Annotated in this window: 22 protein-coding genes; 16 read left to right on the top strand and 6 right to left on the bottom strand. The window is 62.2% G+C overall.

The window, feature by feature from the left end; genetic code table 11:
* The first annotated feature begins 43 nt into the window (after positions 1-43).
* The 6 genes from AC07OD_RS14160 to AC07OD_RS14185 all read left to right on the top strand — a co-directional run bounded on the left by AC07OD_RS14160 (position 44) and on the right by AC07OD_RS14185 (position 6,910).
* Positions 44-1,102: a DUF932 domain-containing protein gene (locus tag AC07OD_RS14160; RefSeq protein WP_494597253.1), complete on the top strand. Its 1,059-nt coding sequence runs from the start codon at positions 44-46 to the stop codon at positions 1,100-1,102.
* Positions 1,103-1,525: 423 nt separating this feature from the next.
* Positions 1,526-1,879, top strand: a complete 354-nt coding sequence (locus AC07OD_RS14165; RefSeq protein WP_494597254.1) for a flagellar transcriptional regulator FlhD — start codon at positions 1,526-1,528, stop codon at positions 1,877-1,879.
* A complete protein-coding gene (locus AC07OD_RS14170; RefSeq protein ID WP_494597255.1) occupies positions 1,876-2,523 on the top strand; it encodes a FlhC family transcriptional regulator in 648 nt (215 codons plus the stop codon). Before AC07OD_RS14165 ends, AC07OD_RS14170 begins: the two co-directional genes overlap by 4 nt.
* Before the next feature lie 79 nt (positions 2,524-2,602).
* Entirely contained in the window at positions 2,603-4,381 is a 1,779-nt protein-coding gene (gene mobH / locus AC07OD_RS14175; protein ID WP_494597256.1) for a MobH family relaxase, read from the top strand.
* A gap of 1 nt (position 4,382) precedes the next feature.
* Positions 4,383-6,290: a conjugative transfer system coupling protein TraD gene (traD, locus tag AC07OD_RS14180; protein WP_494597257.1), complete on the top strand. Its 1,908-nt coding sequence runs from the start codon at positions 4,383-4,385 to the stop codon at positions 6,288-6,290.
* Positions 6,287-6,910, top strand: a complete 624-nt coding sequence (locus tag AC07OD_RS14185; RefSeq protein ID WP_494597258.1) for an IncC plasmid conjugative DNA transfer DtrJ family protein — start codon at positions 6,287-6,289, stop codon at positions 6,908-6,910. Before traD ends, AC07OD_RS14185 begins: the two co-directional genes overlap by 4 nt.
* Before the next feature lie 142 nt (positions 6,911-7,052).
* Here the strand turns inward: AC07OD_RS14185 and AC07OD_RS14190 are convergent, their stop codons facing one another.
* The 6 genes from AC07OD_RS14190 to AC07OD_RS14215 form a co-directional block, all read right to left on the bottom strand.
* Complete coding sequence (locus tag AC07OD_RS14190; RefSeq protein ID WP_494597259.1) at positions 7,053-7,766, bottom strand: autoinducer binding domain-containing protein; 714 nt, start codon at positions 7,764-7,766, stop codon at positions 7,053-7,055.
* A gap of 510 nt (positions 7,767-8,276) precedes the next feature.
* A complete protein-coding gene (locus AC07OD_RS14195; protein ID WP_494597260.1) occupies positions 8,277-8,888 on the bottom strand; it encodes a hypothetical protein in 612 nt (203 codons plus the stop codon).
* A 6-nt stretch (positions 8,889-8,894) separates the two neighbouring features.
* Positions 8,895-9,377 carry a hypothetical protein gene (locus AC07OD_RS14200; protein WP_494597261.1) on the bottom strand — a complete coding sequence of 161 codons (483 nt, stop codon included), beginning with the start codon at positions 9,375-9,377 and terminating at the stop codon, positions 8,895-8,897.
* On the bottom strand, positions 9,364-10,983 hold the full coding sequence (locus AC07OD_RS14205; RefSeq protein WP_494597262.1) for a hypothetical protein: 1,620 nt from the start codon (positions 10,981-10,983) through the stop codon (positions 9,364-9,366). Before AC07OD_RS14205 ends, AC07OD_RS14200 begins: the two co-directional genes overlap by 14 nt.
* Before the next feature lie 44 nt (positions 10,984-11,027).
* A complete protein-coding gene (locus AC07OD_RS14210; RefSeq protein ID WP_494597263.1) occupies positions 11,028-12,077 on the bottom strand; it encodes an ankyrin repeat domain-containing protein in 1,050 nt (349 codons plus the stop codon).
* Positions 12,062-12,424 (bottom strand): BP74-related protein, encoded by a 363-nt coding sequence (locus AC07OD_RS14215; RefSeq protein ID WP_494597264.1) that lies wholly within the window; start codon positions 12,422-12,424, stop codon positions 12,062-12,064. The genes AC07OD_RS14210 and AC07OD_RS14215 overlap by 16 nt, the downstream gene beginning before the upstream one ends.
* A gap of 404 nt (positions 12,425-12,828) precedes the next feature.
* Between AC07OD_RS14215 and AC07OD_RS14220 the strand changes: the two genes are divergently transcribed.
* The 10 genes from AC07OD_RS14220 to AC07OD_RS14265 all read left to right on the top strand — a co-directional run bounded on the left by AC07OD_RS14220 (position 12,829) and on the right by AC07OD_RS14265 (position 19,721).
* On the top strand, positions 12,829-13,311 hold the full coding sequence (locus tag AC07OD_RS14220; RefSeq protein WP_494597265.1) for a hypothetical protein: 483 nt from the start codon (positions 12,829-12,831) through the stop codon (positions 13,309-13,311).
* 147 nt (positions 13,312-13,458) lie between these two features.
* Complete coding sequence (locus tag AC07OD_RS14225) at positions 13,459-13,995, top strand: lytic transglycosylase domain-containing protein (RefSeq protein WP_494597266.1); 537 nt, start codon at positions 13,459-13,461, stop codon at positions 13,993-13,995.
* Positions 13,992-14,459: a hypothetical protein gene (locus AC07OD_RS14230; RefSeq protein WP_494597267.1), complete on the top strand. Its 468-nt coding sequence runs from the start codon at positions 13,992-13,994 to the stop codon at positions 14,457-14,459. The genes AC07OD_RS14225 and AC07OD_RS14230 overlap by 4 nt, the downstream gene beginning before the upstream one ends.
* Positions 14,460-14,555: 96 nt before the next feature.
* Positions 14,556-14,921 (top strand): hypothetical protein, encoded by a 366-nt coding sequence (locus AC07OD_RS14235; protein ID WP_494597268.1) that lies wholly within the window; start codon positions 14,556-14,558, stop codon positions 14,919-14,921.
* A gap of 31 nt (positions 14,922-14,952) precedes the next feature.
* A complete protein-coding gene (gene traL, locus AC07OD_RS14240; RefSeq protein ID WP_494597269.1) occupies positions 14,953-15,252 on the top strand; it encodes a type IV conjugative transfer system protein TraL in 300 nt (99 codons plus the stop codon).
* A gap of 14 nt (positions 15,253-15,266) precedes the next feature.
* A complete protein-coding gene (gene traE, locus AC07OD_RS14245) occupies positions 15,267-15,833 on the top strand; it encodes a type IV conjugative transfer system protein TraE (protein WP_494597270.1) in 567 nt (188 codons plus the stop codon).
* A 91-nt stretch (positions 15,834-15,924) separates the two neighbouring features.
* Positions 15,925-16,827 carry a type-F conjugative transfer system secretin TraK gene (locus tag AC07OD_RS14250; RefSeq protein ID WP_494597271.1) on the top strand — a complete coding sequence of 301 codons (903 nt, stop codon included), beginning with the start codon at positions 15,925-15,927 and terminating at the stop codon, positions 16,825-16,827.
* Positions 16,824-18,245 (top strand): TraB/TrbI/VirB10 family type IV secretion system protein, encoded by a 1,422-nt coding sequence (locus AC07OD_RS14255; RefSeq protein ID WP_494597272.1) that lies wholly within the window; start codon positions 16,824-16,826, stop codon positions 18,243-18,245. Before AC07OD_RS14250 ends, AC07OD_RS14255 begins: the two co-directional genes overlap by 4 nt.
* Positions 18,232-19,083: a DsbC family protein gene (locus AC07OD_RS14260; protein WP_494597273.1), complete on the top strand. Its 852-nt coding sequence runs from the start codon at positions 18,232-18,234 to the stop codon at positions 19,081-19,083. Before AC07OD_RS14255 ends, AC07OD_RS14260 begins: the two co-directional genes overlap by 14 nt.
* Positions 19,080-19,721 carry a TraV family lipoprotein gene (locus AC07OD_RS14265; protein WP_494597274.1) on the top strand — a complete coding sequence of 214 codons (642 nt, stop codon included), beginning with the start codon at positions 19,080-19,082 and terminating at the stop codon, positions 19,719-19,721. Before AC07OD_RS14260 ends, AC07OD_RS14265 begins: the two co-directional genes overlap by 4 nt.
* The last annotated feature ends 4 nt before the right edge of the window (positions 19,722-19,725 follow it).

Here is a 19,725-nt window from a genome sequence, read left to right on the forward strand (position 1 = left end):
GGTTGTGCGTCTCCATTTTTTTAGTTTCCTCAAGGAGATTCACATGAAAAACGGACGCTCTCTTCAAGCCCTTGCTATGGAGCTGGATCGCCAGCGTGTAAGCAAGAGGGATCTGGTTTTGCCATCTGCCCTCATCCATCACACAACACATGACAACGGTGCTACCGAGTTGCTGGTACAGGAGCCACAGGAGCCCCGCCGCTATGAGGTCACGCCACTGGCACGCAAGCAGCTGGCGGACAAGCTCAAGATTCCGCTGGCTTATTTCGAGCGCATGCGGACCGAGCAACCCCAGTTGCTCGATCGCAATGTCAACACTTGGCTGGAACGCGAAGGCGATCGCCACATGCTGCGCACACTCGATGGGCGGGTGCGCGCGGTACTGTCCGACCGCTATCGTCGCCTCGACAACTATGACTTAGCTGAGCAGGTATTCCCTATCCTCGGCAAGCTGGATGGGCGTATCGAGTCGGCCGAGCTGACCGAGACCAAGATGTATATCAAGTACATCTTGCCTCGCTTGCAGTACGAGATGCGGGTGGGCGATGTGGTCCAGGCCGGAATCGTCATCTCCAACTCAGAAGTGGGCCAGGGTACCTTGTCGGTCCAACCGTTGCTATTTCGACTGGTTTGCAGCAATGGCATGATCGCCGCCGATCAATCTCTGCGCAAAACCCACCTGGGACGCGCCATCGGCAGCGATGAGCTGGTAACCGTCTTTCAGGACGACACTCTGCGGGCGGATGATCAGGCCTTCTTTCTAAAGGTCCGCGATGTAGTTCAGTCAGCGCTCTCCGAAGCGACGTTCATGCAGGTCGCGACGAAGATGCAAAAGACGATGGGGATCGAGCTCGCGGGCAGCCCGGTAAAGACTGTGGAGGTGCTGCGCCAACGCTATACCTTGAGTGAGGCGGAAGGCGATGGTGTTCTGCGCCATCTGATCACCGGCGGCGATCTCACCGGATACGGCCTGGTCAACGCCGTGACGCATTACAGCAAGGAAGTGGCCGACTACGACAGAGCAACCGAGTTCGAGGCCTTGGGTGGCAAGCTGATTGAGTTGTCCAGCCGTGAATGGAAGGGCTTGGCAGAAACAGCCTAACCTTCAAAGAATTGGTGCATCGGGAGGAAACTTCCGATGCACAGCCCCTACCTCATGCAACCAAACTATTCGACATTTCAGATCCACAGGGAAACCCTATCCGTTTCAGATTTCCACTATCTGCATCCATTTGTATTTATCGACTTACAAATACCTACCCACTCTGGTCAGATCCCGCAAGTAGCAGGCCACCCCAAATTGAGCGCGAAAACGGCTGAAATAAATCACCTCGTCTCCCAATATCCGCGAAACGTCAACTTTTGTGTCTGGCGCACGCCATTTCCTCTCCCCGTGTTGTTGACGCTGCGAGCACTGCACTAATAGCCTTGAATCAAGCAGTGCAACCCGATCGCGGCTCCTACCTCATGAGGAATTTGAGTCCCTTGAATGTTGCATCTTTTCAATGCCCATAGGGAGGAAAACATGAGTGAACTGGAGTTCTCGCAGGTTCAGACTGCAAACCTTAGCATGCTCATCATGGTAGCCGAGCACGTCAAGCAGGACCGTACCATCGCCTGCAGCCGATTCGGGCTCGATCCTGCCCAAGCGGAATTCATCACCTCTCTGACTTTCTCCAACATAGTTGCACTGGTAATGCATTTGGGCGACGAGTGCCTCTTTCCCCCCCGCGCGGACTTGATCCAGGTGCTTACATGGCCGTCCCAGATTTCCAATACGCTGCTGCTCGTGCATCCACACCAGCCTGATCGCCACCTTGGAGCCGGCGGGAGCACTACCGTTGAATCAACAGGCCAGCCTAAAGGGGCAACATCATGAAGCCCCAGCACGCACTCGTCCATGCACAACGGCACATCCGTATCCTGGATCTTGCTACTCAGTGCGCAAAGCTCGGCGCTCGGACAAGAACCATCAGGCTGTTGACCGGCTTGTCAGATACCCAGCTAGGCCATCTCTTCCTTCAACCTCCTGAGGGAAAACGCCGTGGCCGTCACCCCTATTCCCTCGATTGGTACCACACTGCCAAGCTTCAGAGCAGAGCGGAAGCGTCCGCGATCGTTTCGCTATATCGCAAACTGCACCAGCGCGGCATTGCCCCGCCACTTGCGCTTGTTGGCGCCTATAAGCATTACCTACAATCCTGCAAATCATCTCCGCTCGTCTGCTTTGATCGAGCCTTTGACTTAGTGGCCAATGCCACCGGCCAATGGCTTGCAAGTGGCAAAGGGTTCTCAGTTTTCACTTGCGCCGCCTGTAAAAGTGAATATTTGACTTGCTTGAGTTCGCCCCCCCTCAGCAACAATGACTGCCCTTTTTGCAAATTACTCAGACGTTACAAAAAGCATTCCCATATCCCGCGCATCCCTCTCTCCCCAAAGATCCTGGTAGATATACAAGCGTTTTGGATCCTTTCGGACTGGAAAAAAACGTGCATCCCAGCCATCCTGCCGAAATCGGCCTGAAACAGGCCCATTTCGCGGTGGTCATATCCAGGTAGGCCATCCACGATAAGCGTCATCGACCTCAAACAGGTGCAGAACGATGTCCGCTATCGTCACCGGATCACCCGCTGGAGCACGACTTTTGCCTGGAGAGTTCCGGTACCCGCCGGTTGACCCAGGTCTGCCCGCCCTCGAAGTTAGCGAACTGCTGGACGCGCATCAACAACTCATCGACAGGATCAAGCTGTGTTTCGGCATGGATCGCCAGACATTCGATGACAGCGTGCGTCCGCTGCTGCAACGCTATGCCTCCTATGTGCACCTGCTTCCGTGCACAGCAGACAACTATTTCAACGAGCCCGGCGGCCTGCTGCGCCTCGGTCTGGAAACAGCCTTCTTCGCGCTGCAGGGCTCGGATGCTCATATTTTCTCCGGGCGCGCAACCATCACAGAACGTCGGCACCTCGAACCGCGGTGGCGGCAAGCCACTTTTATTGGGGGCTTGTGCTGCGAATTGCACCGGCCGTTAAGCCAGATCATCGTGACCGACGAGGCAGGTAACGAATGGTCGCCATTCCTCCACCCTTTGTCCGTATGGCTCCAGAATCAGCAGATTCATCACTACTTCTTCAAATGGCGCCCTAATGCGCCGGAAACCCGAGCGCTAGGCCTATTCACACTACCGCATGTGGTTTCGGCCGAGACGCTGCAAGACCTTGCCAATGGGAACACCCAGATCGTTCCCCATCTGCTAGCCACGATAGCAGGTCAGCCGCTATATCGCGACCACAACGTGTTGGAGACCTTGGTCCGGCGTTCTTCGGCCGTGGTCATTGACCGCTTTCTCCTCGCAAACGCGGAACGCTATGGCAAGCCTCAGTTGGGATCCCATCTCGAGCGCTACCTCATCGATGCGCTCCGGCGGCTGGCAGCTACCAACCCAAGCTGGGTTCCCAACGCCGAGAAATCCCGCGTCTGGCATGGCTCCGATGGCATGTTCCTGGTCTGGCCTGCCAGTGCGGAAGACATACGCAAACTGCTTGAAGCCGATCAGCTTCCGGGCATCCCCAAAGCACCCGAGACCATTCTTGAAGTGCTGCTCACCGCCGGTGTCCTGGCCCCAAACCAAAACGGAAGCGCCAGTTGGCGCATCAATCCTCCCGGCAGCAAAGCCGCACAGGAGGCCGTCAAGCTCAGCGCCCCCGCCCTTCTGTATGCGGAATCGGACAAACTGCCAGCCACACTGCCAGTGCCCTTGGTTGCGCCCCCTACGGTCGTTGCTTCGGCCACAGGTACTGAGGGACGAAAAGCTACAGCTGCCGAAAAGCCTCCACCACCCTCAGACTCATCCGCGGATGAGCAGTCGAAGGCAAGTCTCAAAGCACACCTGGAGCCAAGAACAACCCCATCCTTCGAGACACCGTCAGCTCCGCAACCTACACACCAATCAGAACAGCTTTCGCTGCTGGATGAGGGGGCTATCAACTCGACAGAAGCCCGGTATTCCGCGCCACCTGTTTCCCCCGCCAAACCATCTCCTCCAGAAGCTCGGCCTGTCCCTCAATTGCAGGCGCCTCTTCGGCTATCCGTCCTCGTCAAGGAGGCGTTAGCGGCGATCATCACCACCCTCTCACAAGAACCGCACCAATGGGCGGCCAACCCAATGGCTGATGGGTTGTTCGTGCCATTGGCTGAACTGGCGGCACGCAAGGCGAACCCACCAGTTGCCATAGGTGCCCTCAACGATGCAGGCATGCTGGTTCAGCCATCGGCACTCACTCGTCAGTTCCAGGGCGAGGACGCTGTGGGCATCCTGATCGACTGCAAGTACGTGACGGATCTACTTCTCCCGTGCCCGTCAAAGACACCGGGGCACTGACATGCTGGTTCGCGTCTACGAGATGCCCTGGCGAAGAGCCTACGAGGCCTACGCAAGCGTCATGTGGTTGATCGCAGTCGGTGCAACGAGCGTGATGGCGATCCGCAATCAAGTGCCAATGGAAATTGCCATGCCGCTAGCGTGTATCTGCCTGCTCATGGCGGTGTGCCGCGCGGCGCAGGCTGCTCACGTCCTGCTACTGCGCTCTGCGCTGACTGGCCGCGCCATGCAGGTTATCAGTTCCGCAGAGCAGGAGCGGCTGACCACGCAATCCGATCAGGTGTTTCTAGGTTTCGGCTTCGACTGGCTGCCGGTGCACTCGCAACGGCTGTACGAACTGTCCAAGATCGATTGGCGCCGTTACACCGCTTCGCCAGCCCTGCTCAAACTGTTGGGCCATGAGGTTACCCCGCAGCCGGATTCAGAGATCGGGCTGCCGTACATCCACGGAGTGGAGCCGCGAGAGCGAGCACTGTACCGCCCCCTGCAGAACTTCGAGGGCGGGACAGTACTGGTCGGGACCACACAAGCGGGCAAAGGGGTTGCTCTATCCAACCTGGTCACCCAGGCCATCCGGCGTGGTGACGTCGTCATTGTCATCGACCCCAAGAACAGCCACCGATTGAAGCGTGCCGCGATCCGAGCCTGCGACCGTTACCGCGAGCCTGACACATTCCTGGAGTTCCATCCGGCGTTCCCCGAGACTGGCGTGAGGCTTGACTTCGCATTTAATTGGCAAAAGCCGACCGAGCTGGCTTCGCGGATCCAGTCCATCCTGCCGCCGGACACGGCCGGTGCCTTCGGTGCGTTCAGCTGGGATGCCGTGAATGTGGTCGTGCAGGGATTGGTGGATCTCGAGGTGCGCCCGAGTCTTGCAAAGCTCACTCGGTACATTGAAGGTGGGATCGAGCCGGTGCTTGAGCAGTCCTTGCGACGCTTTTACGAGGCCGAGTTCCAGGAAGGTTGGCGTGAGCACCCCGAAATGAAGAGGCTGCTTCATGAGGCACAACGCGGAAACCTGAAACGCCCTTCTGAAGCAGCCAGCGCCGAACTCATGGCCTTCGTCGCCTTCTATGAACACCAGATCCCCCAGAACCAGCGCAACAAAGTCATCGACTCTCAGATACGCGTGTTCCGCCACAACCGAGAGCATTATCAAAAGATCACCGCGAACTTGCTGCCGATTCTCTCCATGCTGACTTCGGGAGATTTAGGTCGCAGCCTCAGTCCCGACCCGTTTGATCCGGCAGACAAGCGGCCCATCATGAACTTCGAAAAACTTGAGCGGGCCGGCCATGTGCTGTACATGTGCCTGGACTCCCTTCCCGATCCGTCGGTCGCGTCAGCCATCGGTGCCCTGGCCCTGGCCGATCTGGCCGCGCGCGCAGGCATGCGCTACAACCTGGGCGGCTACCGGCGCATCTCCCTATTCGTCGACGAGGTGAGCAACGTCATCAACCAACCGCTGATCGAGATCCTAAACAAGGGCGCCGAGGGTGGCATCTTCACGACGTGCGCCATGCAGACGCTCGCCGACCTTGCCAAGCGCCTCGGCAGCGAAGACGCTGCCCGCATGGCACTCGGCAACCTCAACAACCTCATTGCGCTACGGTCCAAAGACCGTCCCACCCAGGACTTTGTCGTGGAGACCTTCGGCAAGACCGCCATCCACACAGTTCAAGTGGCGCTGAGCCACGGCGCCGATGCCCATCTAGGAGACTTCTCAAGCAGTCACTCCACACAATTGGCCGAGAGTTTCGAAGAAATGATCCCAGCCGATGTGCTGGGCAAGCTGCCCAATCTGCAATATTTCGCTTCCGTATCTGGTGGGCGCATCATCAAAGGACGGTTTCCGATCCTGGATACCGAGACCCCATTTCCGAATGATCTTCCACGGAGAGCAGCATGATCCGCGTAATCGCTATCACCTCGCTCACCTTGCTACTGGTTTTCGTACTGTACTTGCCAGCGGCGCGTCCCCCAGAGCGGTTTCTGGCGCAAATCCGCATCGAACATGATCTCCACGCGGCGCTATGGGGCGATGCCAAAGCTGAACGCATCATGGAGAACGCACTCGCAATGAACAACGTTTTGAGTTCTGCCAGCCCCGTTCCGACTGCTGCGCAAGCACCACGAGCAAACGGCATGGCGCGGGCTGTGTCCGGAGAGATGGAGCGGGTGAACCAACGCTTCTTCGGAAACAGCTATTTCCGAGCCATCGACGCCTTGCTACTTCTTGCCACCTACCGACTGGCAGCCCTGGTCGAGTGGGTACCGATACAGCTCTTCGTGATACTTGCCATCCTCGCAGATGGAATTTTGGTGCGCATCCTTCGCTCCAAGGAATTCAAGTCGCACGACCCCGAATGGTTCGCACTGCACGCAAGTGCCTTCATATTCCTTGGCTGCGCAAGCATCGTGGCGTTCACCGTTCCGCTGACCATCAGCCCAATGGTACTGGCGACTATGCCAGTTCTTGGGGCATTTTTTTCCGGCCGCGTAGTCGCGAACTTTCATCGCCGCGGCTAGGTGTTCGGTTGTGAAGGAACTGGCACGCGTGTATTCTTTGGGATCTACCCTGCGCTCCGCGCGTCCGCCATGTCGCTGCTTGAGGCGTTGCGTTCTGAATAGGGCCATGGTGCCGGTCGACCTGATCAGCTCGCCCGCCAGTTCAGCGAAGCAGGCCAAGCGCGTAGGCGCGAACCACTGCCGCGACCTTGTTGGCGGATCCGAGCTTGTTGATCGCGTTCTTGGTGTGGAACTTCACAGTGTCAACGCTAATACACAGGATAGCTGCCGTGGCTTCAGCGGTCTTGCCTTCCGCAGCCCACCGTAACACATCGAGCTCTCGCCCCGTTAGTCCGGCGCGAAGCCGCGGCATGAGGTCCGGAGACATCTCCCGGATGAACGCCTGGTGCGCGACGGTCGAGAGCCAGCTCAATGCAACGCGCAGCCCGGCCAGCTCACCCGGTTGCAAGGGCTCAGCATGACGCGCAAGGGTCAACAAGCTTACCAATCCATGGGAGTCGAAGCATGACTGCGCCAGTCCAACACGGAGACCGTGGTCTTGGGCTTCCGACCAGAGCTTAGAGGCGCCCGCAAACACTGCGTCGCTCCAAATGATGGCACTCTGATCGCGCACAGCGCGCTCAATCGTCGGATCCGATTCAATGTAGCGTGCCTCTTCGTACCGCCGTTGCCAAGCCAGGGGGTAGTTGTTGAACATCGCGATGTACGGCTTCGCCACCACAACAGGCAACCGGATACCGAACGCACACCACTCAAAGCCCAGTCGCGCGGCAGCCACCTCCAACCGGGCGAAGACCTCGTTCGCGCCTCGGGCACGCCCGACGGAGTCGTGCAAATCTCCAAGCCACTGCAGCAATTCGCTCCTCCCAATCTGGACGGTAGCCATCCACGGCGCACGAAACCGCAGAGGACGTTTGCGATGGCTACTTACCGAACTGCCGTGGTACGTCAGTCGTTGCCATGCTGTTTACGAAATTATCCACTAGCAGATGCACTTCAATACCGTATTGAAGCACTCGGAAACACTATAGAAACATAGCTCGGGGCATTAATTGCGAAGGTGCAAGATGCCAGCGTCGGCAACAAGCGCCTGACGGGTGGTACATCACAGATCATCAGGCCAGCATGCGATGGCAGTACAGCACTCCTGCCCTACTTGCCGCAGTCGCGTCTATGCGCGTGACACTGCAGTTGCGACGTATGTGCTCCGAGCTCAGTATGCGCATGAGGGATCACATGACCCTCAACAGCCTGAGAAATGGCGTCCCCCCACCCATCATCTAGAGTGCCTTGATCAATCACTGACAACGGGGTCGCCCACGAGATTGGAAAGGCCGAAGCCTAGCGCCAAGTTGCTCTGACACGATCAACCACTACGTCGGCAGGTTTCGGTATGAACGTCGCCCGGCTTGAGCGCGATCTTGAACTGGCAAATGGCTTTGCCGGTTACGGAAATCACGACCGTCAACGGGGAGGCCGCCACGCGGAACACGGTGACCCCACCCCTGTATTCAGAGCCATTGATAACGACCACGAAGTCCGTTGGCTCGGGTGGCACGACCGCCAGCTTGAGCGTCGGAAAATCCGTGGGTCCAGGCAACAGCACCCCGGCGTTCGTGGCCAACTGCTCAATCAAGTCGGACACCGCCGGTGCCGTCCCGCCGGCCTGGGATCGCTCCAGGTGGGAAACCACCGCCCGCGGCGCGACCTCCTCCAGGCGCGCCTTAGATGTATGGGTGTTATTTTGCGAGATGTCAGCGATGGCTACCTCTGCCTGCCGCACCAATACCTTCTCGGCGCCGTCGGTAACGACCACGCCGCTGCCCTCCGACCATGTTTTAACGCTGCGGGCGACGCGCCCGGCAAGTTCGTTGTCGGCCCTGCAGGGCAAGTGCAGCGCGGCAAATGCCAATACGGCAACAATGCCAATGCCGCAGCCAGCGGTAGTTCGAGGTGCAGTGGATCGGAATGTCATCATGGCGGATCAACGGGACGAAGGTGGAAATGCCTGCAGGATGGCCATCACAGCAAGCACGCCGAGCCCGCCTGCGAGGAAATAGGTGTGATAGTCAAAGGAAAGCTTGACGTAATCCATCGCGATCAGCTTCGGGCACTCGAGAAACCAGCTCTGCGCAACGAGGGCCCGCCAACGCAGTCCAAAGTAGACGGATAGACACATGCTGACTACGAGACCAACCAGCATCAACCGTCCACTCTGGCTGTAATTGGGCCCAGCCTTGATTGCCAGCAACTGTGAGCCGAACAGACTTGCCAGGGCCACCGCAATACCGATGCCCCAATTCACGATATCGGTGTAGATGGCGATCGCCTCCTTGAAGTGCTCCTCCACCTTTTCGACCGGCGGACAGGCCTCGAACTGCTGACGCGCGACGATTACCAGGGCTGCGAGGCCACATACCAGGACAATGGTCAGCAGACCCCAAGCAAGTTTCTCAACGCGGCTCATAGCGCAGGGCTCCTTTTCCACTTTGTCGCAGCGGCCATGAGCGGTCTACCGCAGAATCCACCATATTCAGTGCTGCGCGGGAGATGCAGACCTTGTCGGTACCGCCAGAGTCGACCATGACTTCGTCGCGCTTATCCTGCCCTATATCGGACTCCACATGTGGCAATCCGAACCAATGGCCGACCTCATGCAATATCACAGGGTGCAACGGAATGTCGCCCTGCTGTTGAGCGACCGTGACATGGCCAAGTGTCACCGCCGGTGGCCGGCTGCGGTCTTCGCCCATGAGAGCAAAGCGGAAGCGCGGCGTATTCAGAGTCACCGACTGATCTGGGAAACCGCAGGCCAGTGCGTTTGCGCAATCCGGCCCGCCGGAGAGCCGCATCGGGACTTCCTTGCAGCCATCGGCCGGGGTACAACTGGCGCTTGGTACGCCACGGCAGATGCGCCCACGCGCCCTGGTAGAGAGTACGGGAAATCCTTTCGTCGCCACCGACATCGAAGGATTGCTGCAAAGTTCCAGATCCGTTTCAACGCCATCAGTGCGCTGAAACCCCATGCGCGCACTAACGCCCGCACCCTGCGGGAGCGCCATGTTGGCCTGATCCGAGGCCATCAGCCCGCCCAAGGTGGCTCCTTGCTGCTGGAGGTACGGCAACTGCAGCGCCGACTCCAGGTACCGTACCGCCACATACCTCGCAGCGCCAATCTCGACGACCGACAACGTGGAATCCGTGCAGCGCGTGCAGCCTGCACGCCACTGCGACAGCGCTTGCAGCACAGACATCGCCACCCACCCCTGGCACTCGGGACCGCATTGCGCTTCGTCCGCCTGAAACTTGATCCGCAATATCTCGGCGCTGTGGAAATCGGAGGCGTCAGCGATGCCCGGCGCGCCACGCCCGGTGGCGAGTCGGTACTTGGGCTCTGTTGGGTCGACCGCCTTGTCAAGACAGAAGCGCGAGAGTTCCGGCTCAGCGCGCCAGGGCACCCCGTGGGTGCGGCCGGCGGCCGCTTCAACCCGCCACCGCTGGACGACGGCACCGGCTGCATCGCGACGCGCCAGTAGGGTTGCCACCTGCGCGCGCCCCGACGACACGTCCGTTGCCACGAAGCTGTGCACGCCCTGATCCACGAGCATGCGTGCGACCCCGGCGGGAAGACTCCGCGCGCCGCTCCAACTGGTATACGACAGGGCAGCCAGCCCTTCTGGCAGTGGGAGCGCGAGATAGCGATTCGCAGCCAGTCCGGTCGGCCAACCCAACGGGGATTTCTCGAAGCCGACGCGGGCCAGCAATCGATCGCTCGGCAACAGGACACCGATCGGGTTCGCGAGCATGGCATCCAAGTATTCGTTCACGACACCAGCGAGTTCTCGTGGATCCTTGGCGTGCTCACACTGCTGCGAATTGCCTGTGCAAGCGGCGGCGACAGCGATGTACAGCCCGCCCGTGAGATCTTCAACAACCCCTGGGCTAAGGTAGACCCGCTGCCGAGCCGACCATGCGTCAGCAGCGCGACCGACTATCGGCTGCAAGGCATCTGATGACAATGGCACCTGCGGTTGCCCGAAAACAGCCGAAGCAGTGATGGCGAGCACCGCCATGAGGCCATACCGCCAGTCAGAAGATCGGCATTCAGGTGCCATCGTCATCGTCCGCTGCCGCCCGTGGGTGCACCTATGGCGGCGGATGTGATTGCCGAGCAGGCTGGCGTCCGGGTATGTCTGCGCGCTTGCTGCCAAGCGCCCCAGGCATCCGGAGTATCGACATTGACGCAATCGGTCCGAGGTGATCCGCCCGGCTTCGCGCCGACCTGCAGGAGGTACTCGGCGACGCCTGTATGCCCTGCCGCACGTGCTGCATCAAGCGCGGTTCGACCTTGGGCATCGGTATCCGGCAGGCGTGCGCCACCATCGAGGAGCCGCCTGACTGCCACCGCATTGCCGCGCGACGCGGCCGCATGCAGCGGTGTCTGACAGGATCGGGCATTGGGCCAAACCGGGGAAGCTCCAGCCTTGAGCAACGCATCAACCGTGGCAACATCGCCAGTGGCACTGGCCTGAATGAGCAGGGTGTCGCCAGCAAAGGTTTCATAGCGGCTCGGGTTGGCGCCGAGCGCGAGTGCGGCGTTAACCGCCTCGGCAGAGCCCACGGCGGCGGCGGCATAGAGTGCAGTCCGTCCCCAGCAATCCATGTTGTCGATCGGCGCTCCAGCGCGCACCAATTCCCGCATCAGCGCCGCTCGGGCCCTGGGGGGACGCTGCCCGAGTTGATACACCGCCTCGCACAGCGGCCCACAGGTGCGGCCTACCGGACTGTCTGCGCGAGCACCTGCCTGAATCAGCAGTCGAAGGTAGTCGAGATCGCCTCGCGCGGCAACTGCCGCCACAGCACTGTGGCCCCACTCATTCCGCTGGTCGGGTACAGCACCCTCGCCAAGCAGGGCTTCGCCCATGGCTCGACTGCGCGCCCACATCAGTGCAGTGGCTCCGCTACCATCCAAAGCGCCGTTCACATTGCAACCGGCCCGCACGGCCGATACAGCCTCATCCACACGATCATCATTCAGCGCACGCACCAGGCGATCACAAACGACACCATCGGCCCGCGCGAGCGAGGACAGGCCGACCAGCACCGAAATAGCAGCCCAGCGCGCGAGCCCTGCCCATCGGCGCGGAAGCGTCATGGCGCAGGCCATGCCACTTCCTTAGACAAGCGGGAACTCCAGGGACACCAGAAGCTTTTAGGCAGGAACGATCCACCCACTTCGTCGAGATGCGTCTCCACATAGGTGACATTTGCATCGCAAACCTCGATCTGCATCTCGAAGAAACCGATCGTGTTCGGAGCAAGGTGGAACGACCAGCCTGGGTTGTAGTCAACCGATTGCGCAACGACAGTACCTTGCACATGGACCTTGAGCTGCTCGCCGGTCGCGAGAATGCTCCGCGCCTGCGCGATCCTGGCGGGATCGTCAAGGCGGAACACGAACTGCTCGAGTTGGCCCTTGGGGCTCATTTGCTCGAAAGCGAAATAGGCACTCATTAGAACCTCCGATCGGAACCATGAACACGTACGCGTTAACCACGCTACGCCAACGTTTGCTGGTGCTACGACGGCAGGACGGCTGCTGCCCCCGCCACAAGTGTAACAACCTGTCTAAAGAGCGTCTGTACGGGGTTTCCACTCCCAGAGGTGCTGCAGGACCGCACTCCTGGTCCTTCGCATTCGATGGCAGCGCGTATCGGTACGTAGGTATTCTTCAACTCTCATCGGGGCTGAGTCATGTACCGAGGAAATCAACAGCTTATGCCGAAGGCATGGCCATGTCCATTCCGCTACATGATGGCCATGCAGTGAATTCGCCCAGAAACCGGCTGAATTCGACAGCGACTTCAGGCAGTTCGACCGATACGCTATCTCCCATACCGCATCGAAAGGCCACTGCCATGCAATCCACCACGAGCATTCAGTCCTGCATACTTCGAGATAGCACTGCATCGCCTCACTCGGCTGACGTTGCCGAGACACGCCTGTGGATTGAAGAGCACACTTGGCTCTACAGCATTCTCAAGAGCTCTTCGAACCAAGCGCCAACCTTTCGCCTGCCAGATTTGATCAGCGCATGTGTTTCCGCTGTGCTCGTTCCGCCCGACGGGTACCGTGCCTTGTTCGTCTATCTCGGCACCCAACTCGTCCTGCGCGACCCCAATACTGCCCGGCGGCGTGAAACGATGTGGCGATCTCAGTACGAGCAGTTGCAGGCGCTGCAACGCGCGCCCATCAATCAGCATCCCAACCCAAAGTTCCAGTTGGATCAACTCACCACAGCCGCTGTGGCACTGTGCCGTGACGCGGACGCTACCGGAGCGCTGGTGCTGAAGTTTGCACGTCTCAATATGGCCCAGCGCGCCACTTACCTGCCGAACTGACAACCTGCACGCCTTAAGGGCGACCCGCAAATCACCCCGCCTGCCGCGCGCAGGCTCACCCGCTGCCACTCCGGCCGCGCTCACCGGCCCTACCCCAAACCTTCCGCTGCTGCGGAAGGCCATCTGGCCGCTTGGAGGTGATTTGCCATGTCCCGAACTTTGCTTGCCGCATTGCTCTTGCTTTGCGGCACCTCTCTGGGAGCCCGCGCTTGCTGGCATGAAGTCGCCCAACGCCATGGCGTACCGGCCGATCTGCTCTATGCCGTCGCCAAAGTCGAATCGAATCTCAACCCCAGGGCGGTCAATCGCTCACACTTTCAGCGCACAGGCTCGGTCGATATCGGGCTCATGCAGATCAATAGCCGCCATCTGCCGACGCTTGCCAGGCGCGGTATCACGCAAGAGAGCCTCTACGAACCGTGCGTCAATCTGGACGTGGGAGCCTGGCTGCTGGCCGATCTGTTTTCGCGCCGAGGACTGAGCTGGGACAGCGTGGGCGCCTACAACGCGGCGTGTACCCAACTCAAGGGCGAGTCCTGCACCCGAGCCAGGGCCACCTATGCATGGAAGGTGTATCGCCACTTGCCATCGGTGGGTAGCACTCAGTCCGCTCCACGAGACCGCTCGGCCACCGTAGCCAATGCTACCCAGCTGTACCGCCTGCATGTGAAGGTCGCGCCATGAAGCAAGTCGTCTTCATTGGGATTGTGTGTGCCGCCTTTGCTGCCTGCACGACAACGCCCCCCGCATCCGTCGGAACCGCCAGGCCGCCAGAGCCGCGCGCACTGATGCAATTGGCACAGCTCGGCTACCGGGAGCAGGCCAGGTTCGAGCGATGCCGCAGCCATGACTGCCCCCAGCCCTCACCCAAGACGCTGGGTCCGGCCCCGCAGGCCACCATCCAGCAGGCATCGCCAGCAACGAATCTCGCGCGCCCCACGCCCGTCGAGGAGTTCCTTGGGGGAGAAGAACGCATCGGGGCAATTGTCGAGGTCTTCCCGATCAGATCCGTGGGCCCTTTCCCTACGACCCAGTTGCGGGACCTCTTTCCGGCGGGTTCCGCGGCCCAGGCGGTCGAAGCGTCACCAGCAGACCCGCTACCCGTCACCGAACCACCTGCAACAGAAGGGGCCAACGCCTCGCCTTGATCCGCTAAGCCCCTTCTCCATCCGCCACCACCTGCCACCACCTGCTCAGCACCAGCCTCCCCACCGGACCACAGTCCCTTTTGTTGGAGACACTCCATGAGCATCGCCCTTTCGCAAGTATCCGTCCCGACCTCTCGCCGCCGCCCCCTCGCGCGCAAGATCGCCGGTTCCCTGTTCCTCGTGGTCCTCGCGCTATTCGGCCTGTCGCTGGCATTCCCGAGCCATGCGCTGGACCTGGTGGCCTTCACCGGCATCAGCGGGCCGCTGACCTCGGCGCTGACCCAGATCGCAGAGCTGGGCCCGGGCATCAAGGCTCTGGTGGGCTTTGTCGGCTTCGTGGTCGCCCTGATTTCGCTGTCGGCACTGCGCAATTTCGGGCCCGTGCTGTTCTATGTGGGCCTGGCCATCTTCGCCGCCGTGGGTCTCGTGATCGCCGGCGCGATCATGGGCGCGGTCGTCTGAGCTCCGGCGCATCGCCATCCCGGAGGCACTCATGCAAGCGGACACCTATATCCCTCGGCGCCTGGACGACCAGTGGAAGATCGGCTTCTGGGATGTCGATGTCGCCGCGCCCATCGTCCTGGCCTTCTTCATCGGCTACCTGTCAGCCAGCAAGGCCGCATTCACGGTCTGCATGGCCGCCGGCATTGCCGTCTCGCGCTGGGTCGCGCGGCTGAAGGCGGACAAGCATCCAGCCTTCGCGCTGCACTGGCTGTACTGGCACCTGCCGGTCAACCCCGCCACCGCCATGCGCGCCACGCCGCCATCGCACATCCGCCGCATGGTCGGCTGAACCGGAGAAGCACCATGGACTTCGATCGGCTCAGAGGCGACCTCAAGGACATGCGCCGGCGCAACCGGGGCCTGGGCCTCGCCGTCGGTGCGCTGGCCTCCGGCCTGGTCCTAGCGCTCGCCATCATCCTCAACCTGCTGGGAACGGTGCGCACCGTCGTCGTGCCGCCCTCTCTCAGCAAGACCTTCTGGGTCTCCAGCGACCGTGCCTCCAGCGAATACCTGGAGCAGATGGGCAGCTTCGTCGCCTGGCTGATCCTGGACGTCACCCCGTCCACGATCGACTGGAAGAAGGACATCCTGCTCGGCTACGTCGATCCGGCCCAGTACGGGCCGCTCAAGACACGCCAGGAGGTCGAGGCCGAGCGCCTCAAGCGCATCAATGCCACGACCGCCTTCGCGCCGCAGCAGCTGGTCGCCAGCGAGGACTCCCAGTCCCTCGTGGTGCGCGGCCGGCTGCGCACTCTGGTCAATGGCTATGAGACCTCCAACGACCTGAAGGCCTATCGCATCGGGTTCGGGCATTCCGGCGCTCGCATGCACGTCATCGAATTCAAAGAGGTGCCTTATGCGGTCAAGTAATAGCGCGCTCACGCGGCCATGGCCCGCGTACTTCCCTGCCACACTCTCGCACACTTTGGCACAGCGGCGGCCGTCCGGGAGTCGCACGGCATTGTCGCCCCCCGTCCGCGGCAATACATCACTGCAACGCTGGAGCCGCTTGCCGCCGGCCGCGCGCAAGGTGCTCGCGGTCACCGCTCTGTCCCTTGGCCTGCAGGCCCATGCGCTGCAGGTGGTGGAAGCCAGCGACGGGGTGGCGGTTGAGGCCATCGTTTCCCTCAAGGAGCCCACCCGCATCCGGATCGAGGGTGCTCCGATCACCGACGTTTTCGGCAACGTCCACTCCAGCCACTGCGGCGGCGCCGCGCCGGCCATCTCCGCTGCTCCCGCTACGCCGCCAGGGACGCCCGGGCTCGCCACTCCAGCCGCGATCGCATCCTCCTCGGTCAATCCGGCCGGCGACATCATCATCGAATGCGACCGCGACAAAGGGGAGATCTACATCCGGCCCGTCGGCGATACGCTTCGACCGATCAATCTCTTCGTGTCGTCGGCCACTGCCACCTACACGCTGCTGCTGCGCCGCTCGGACACGCCGGCCGACACCATCGTCATCCGTGACAAGACGCCGATGGCACTGCGCTCCGGCGGCCCAGAGACCGCCCCCTCCGGTCCTGCACCCAGCCATGTCCGCGCGATGAAGGGGCTGCTGATGGCCATGTCCTCAGACCGCGTTCCCGCCGATGTCCGGGTCGAAGAGACTTCGCGCCCCACCCAGCTCTGGGCTGAAGCGCGCTTTACGCTATTGCGCCGCTACGAGGGGCGCAGCTTCGTTGGCGAGAAGTACGCCCTGCAGAACATGAGCCAGGCCCCCATGGTGCTGGCCGAGCAGGAGTTCGACCGTCCGGACAGCCGTGCCGGCGGAGAGATCTCCGGTATCGCCATCGAGCACCACAACCTGCGGCCGGGCGAGACCACCAGCGTCTACGTGATCCGCCGGGGAGATGCACGATGAGCACGCCATCCATGCCTTCCGGAGCGTCCGGATCCGGCCGTCCTCCCGGCTACGCCGTGCGCGGTCTGCTTGAGCGCCTGTCGCCCCGCCAGCGCCAGTACGCGCTGCTCGCCTCCATCCTCGTCGGTGGGGTGGGCCTGCTGTGGCTGGTTTTCAGCTTCGCGGGCGGGAGCCCCAAGCCCCTCAGCGGACGCGCAGCCCAGACCCAGCCGGGCGACGTCACCAATATCGGCGTCATGCCCCCCGGTGGCCAGGTCAATCCGGTGGACCAGTGGGTCGGCACCGCAGGCCGCAAGCTCGCGCAGTACGAGACCGAGCGGGAGGAACAGGGCCGGGTCAACAAGGACCGGCAGGCCTTCGAGAGCCGGACCATGTCCCGCTTCGCTGAGCTGGAAAAGCGCCTGACCAGCAGCCAGCAGGCCGCGGCGCCCGCACCCACACCGGCTCCTGCCACACCGCCACCTCCTCCACCGACACCGGCAAGCCCGACCACCATGCCCCCGGCGGCCAGCCTGCCGCCGGCGGGCACCGGCGCCATGCCCATGGGCGCGCCCACGTTCCAGCCGCCGACGCCCCTGGCGCCGCCCACGCCCGTGATCTCCCGGGTGACGCTGGCGGACCGGCTTCGCACGGCCACAGCACCTGCTGGCGACGGACCCCATCGCCCCGAAGCTACGGGCGGCGCAGCAGCGGCGCAAACGCCTAAGACGGTCTCGACTTTCCTGCCGGTGAGTTTCACGCGCGGCATCCTTCTCGGCGGCCTGGACGCGCCGACCGGCGGCCAGTCCCAGGCCAATCCCCATCCGGTGCTGATCCGCCTTTCAGACAACAGCGTGCTGCCCAACCAGTTCCGCGGCGAATACCGGGAGTGTTTCGTGATCGCAGCGGGCTACGGCGACATCAGCTCCGAGCGCGCCTACCTGCGCACCGAGAACCTGTCCTGCGTACGGGCCGATGGCGCCACGCTGGAGGTCCGCATCCAGGGCAGTGTTTATGGCGAAGACGGCAAGGTCGGCATGCGCGGGCGGCTGGTCACCAAGCAGGGGCAGATGCTGGCCAATGCGCTGCTGGCCGGCGTGGTCAGTGGCATCGGCCAGGGCCTGTCCACCGCCAACACCACCTACAGCAGCTCGCCGCTCGGGACCATGGCCTCCACCGACAGCAATGCCGATGCCTACCGCGCGGGCCTGGGGCACGGCGTCGGCAAGGCCCTGGACCGGCTCGCCCAGTACTACATCAAGTTGGCCGAAAACACCTTCCCTGTCATTGAGGTTGACGCCGGCCGCCAGATCGACGTCGTGATCACCAAGGGCGTGCGCATTGATGTACCGATGACCGCAGTCGCCGAGCGCGGCCAGCGCCGCACCGCTTCCCCCGAAACCCGCTACCTGGAGGCCTCCGATGATGCCAACTACTGAATCCGTGGGCAAACGCGCCCGGGGCGGCGCTGCCGCCGCCATCCTGGCCTGCGCTGGCGCACTGCTGGCCGCCGCCCACGCGGCCTCGCCCGATGAGACCCGGCTGCTGACCGCGCTGCGCAAGGCTCACCCCGGTACCCAGTTCACCGAAGTGGCACGCACCGAGATCTCGGGCGTGTACGAGGTCTGGATGAATGGCAACGTGGCCTATGTCTCCGCAGCGAATCCGCGCTACTTTGTCTTCGGCCACATGTTCGACACCCAGACGATGCGCGACATCACCGGGCCGAAGATCGCCCAGCGCGGCGGGCAAGATGGCCAGGCCCAGACGGAGACCGCACCGGCAGCCTCCGTGGCATTCGACCAATTGCCCCTGGCCGACGCCATCAAGACCGTGCGCGGCAACGGTCGGCGCAAGTTCGCCGTGTTCAGCGACCCGAACTGCGGCTTCTGCAAGCAACTGGAGCCGGAACTCGCGGGCCTCGACAACGTCACGGTCTACACCTTCCTGGTGCCATTTCAGGGCGAAGCTCGGCCCATCGCCATCTGGTGCGCTGCCGACCGCGAACGTGCCTGGCATCAGTGGATGCTGCAGGGCGACGCCAGCCTGCTGCAGGCGGGCGCCCGCTGCGACCATCCCGTAGGGCGCAACCTGGAGTTGGCCCGCCGGCTCGGTGTTCAGGGCACCCCCACACTGGTCTGGGCCGACGGCACGCGCACCAGCGGCTATGTCGGGCGCTCGGTGCTGGAGGCCAGGCTCGTCGAGGCTGCCAAGGTTGCCAGGGCAGATATCGCCAAGCCGACCGCCAGGCCCGGCACTTCGGAGCAGCAGCCATGAGGGCCGCCCTGCTGTGCGCTTCGGCGCTGTTACCCCTGACCGGCTGCGTCAACATGTCCGGCCTCGGCGGCAGCTCCAAGTATTCCTGCGCGGCACCGGAAGGGGTCGCCTGCGACTCCATGTCCGGCACTTACGCCAACGCCGTGCACAACAACCTGCCCAGCCAGCGGGGCGTTGCAACAGGCACGCCGACCGAGTCCGCTAGTTCCAGCTCGACGCATCCCGCTGACTTCCGTCGGCCGCTCTCCGGCACCTTGCCCAGCGTTGCAAACGCCAGCTCGGGCGGTGACACCGCGATAGCCCTGCGCTCGCCGGCGCGGGTGCTCCGGCTATGGACCAAGCCCTGGGAGGACGCTGACGGAGATCTCTGGGACCAGGGCTACGTCTATGTGCAGATCGATGCGGGCCGCTGGCAGATCGACCATGTGCGCCAGCGCATCCGCGACCAGTACGCCCCGCTGCGCCCGCCACCCACCCCAACAGCGGCACCCAGCGCGCCGGCCGGCAACGGCCCACCGTCAACGTCCGAGCCCTGGGCTGCGGCGTCCCCCGACGGCACCGCACAGCGCCCTTCGCCTTTCGACAGCTTCCCGTCGCTCGCCCGTCCGCCCGTGGACTCGGGCACACGCCCGCAGTGAGGCC

This window comes from Acidovorax sp. GW821-FHT10E03 (assembly GCF_059415205.1).

Excerpts from the sequence above, each read along its gene's own strand:
- AC07OD_RS14235 (WP_494597268.1), top strand. The coding sequence starts at position 14,556 with ATGAGCATCGCCCTTTCGCAAGTATCCGTCCCGACCTCTCGCCGCCGC.
- mobH (WP_494597256.1), top strand. The coding sequence starts at position 2,603 with ATGTCCGCTATCGTCACCGGATCACCCGCTGGAGCACGACTTTTGCCT.
- AC07OD_RS14185 (WP_494597258.1), top strand. The coding sequence starts at position 6,287 with ATGATCCGCGTAATCGCTATCACCTCGCTCACCTTGCTACTGGTTTTC.
- AC07OD_RS14220 (WP_494597265.1), top strand. The coding sequence starts at position 12,829 with ATGCAATCCACCACGAGCATTCAGTCCTGCATACTTCGAGATAGCACT.
- traD (WP_494597257.1), top strand. The coding sequence starts at position 4,383 with ATGCTGGTTCGCGTCTACGAGATGCCCTGGCGAAGAGCCTACGAGGCC.
- traE (WP_494597270.1), top strand. The coding sequence starts at position 15,267 with ATGGACTTCGATCGGCTCAGAGGCGACCTCAAGGACATGCGCCGGCGC.
- AC07OD_RS14195 (WP_494597260.1), bottom strand. The coding sequence starts at position 8,888 with ATGATGACATTCCGATCCACTGCACCTCGAACTACCGCTGGCTGCGGC.
- AC07OD_RS14265 (WP_494597274.1), top strand. The coding sequence starts at position 19,080 with ATGAGGGCCGCCCTGCTGTGCGCTTCGGCGCTGTTACCCCTGACCGGC.
- AC07OD_RS14230 (WP_494597267.1), top strand. The coding sequence starts at position 13,992 with ATGAAGCAAGTCGTCTTCATTGGGATTGTGTGTGCCGCCTTTGCTGCC.
- AC07OD_RS14200 (WP_494597261.1), bottom strand. The coding sequence starts at position 9,377 with ATGAGCCGCGTTGAGAAACTTGCTTGGGGTCTGCTGACCATTGTCCTG.
- AC07OD_RS14170 (WP_494597255.1), top strand. The coding sequence starts at position 1,876 with ATGAAGCCCCAGCACGCACTCGTCCATGCACAACGGCACATCCGTATC.
- AC07OD_RS14255 (WP_494597272.1), top strand. The coding sequence starts at position 16,824 with ATGAGCACGCCATCCATGCCTTCCGGAGCGTCCGGATCCGGCCGTCCT.
- AC07OD_RS14210 (WP_494597263.1), bottom strand. The coding sequence starts at position 12,077 with ATGGCCTGCGCCATGACGCTTCCGCGCCGATGGGCAGGGCTCGCGCGC.
- traL (WP_494597269.1), top strand. The coding sequence starts at position 14,953 with ATGCAAGCGGACACCTATATCCCTCGGCGCCTGGACGACCAGTGGAAG.
- AC07OD_RS14215 (WP_494597264.1), bottom strand. The coding sequence starts at position 12,424 with ATGAGTGCCTATTTCGCTTTCGAGCAAATGAGCCCCAAGGGCCAACTC.
- AC07OD_RS14165 (WP_494597254.1), top strand. The coding sequence starts at position 1,526 with ATGAGTGAACTGGAGTTCTCGCAGGTTCAGACTGCAAACCTTAGCATG.
- AC07OD_RS14205 (WP_494597262.1), bottom strand. The coding sequence starts at position 10,983 with ATGGCGGTGCTCGCCATCACTGCTTCGGCTGTTTTCGGGCAACCGCAG.
- AC07OD_RS14260 (WP_494597273.1), top strand. The coding sequence starts at position 18,232 with ATGCCAACTACTGAATCCGTGGGCAAACGCGCCCGGGGCGGCGCTGCC.
- AC07OD_RS14160 (WP_494597253.1), top strand. The coding sequence starts at position 44 with ATGAAAAACGGACGCTCTCTTCAAGCCCTTGCTATGGAGCTGGATCGC.
- AC07OD_RS14225 (WP_494597266.1), top strand. The coding sequence starts at position 13,459 with ATGTCCCGAACTTTGCTTGCCGCATTGCTCTTGCTTTGCGGCACCTCT.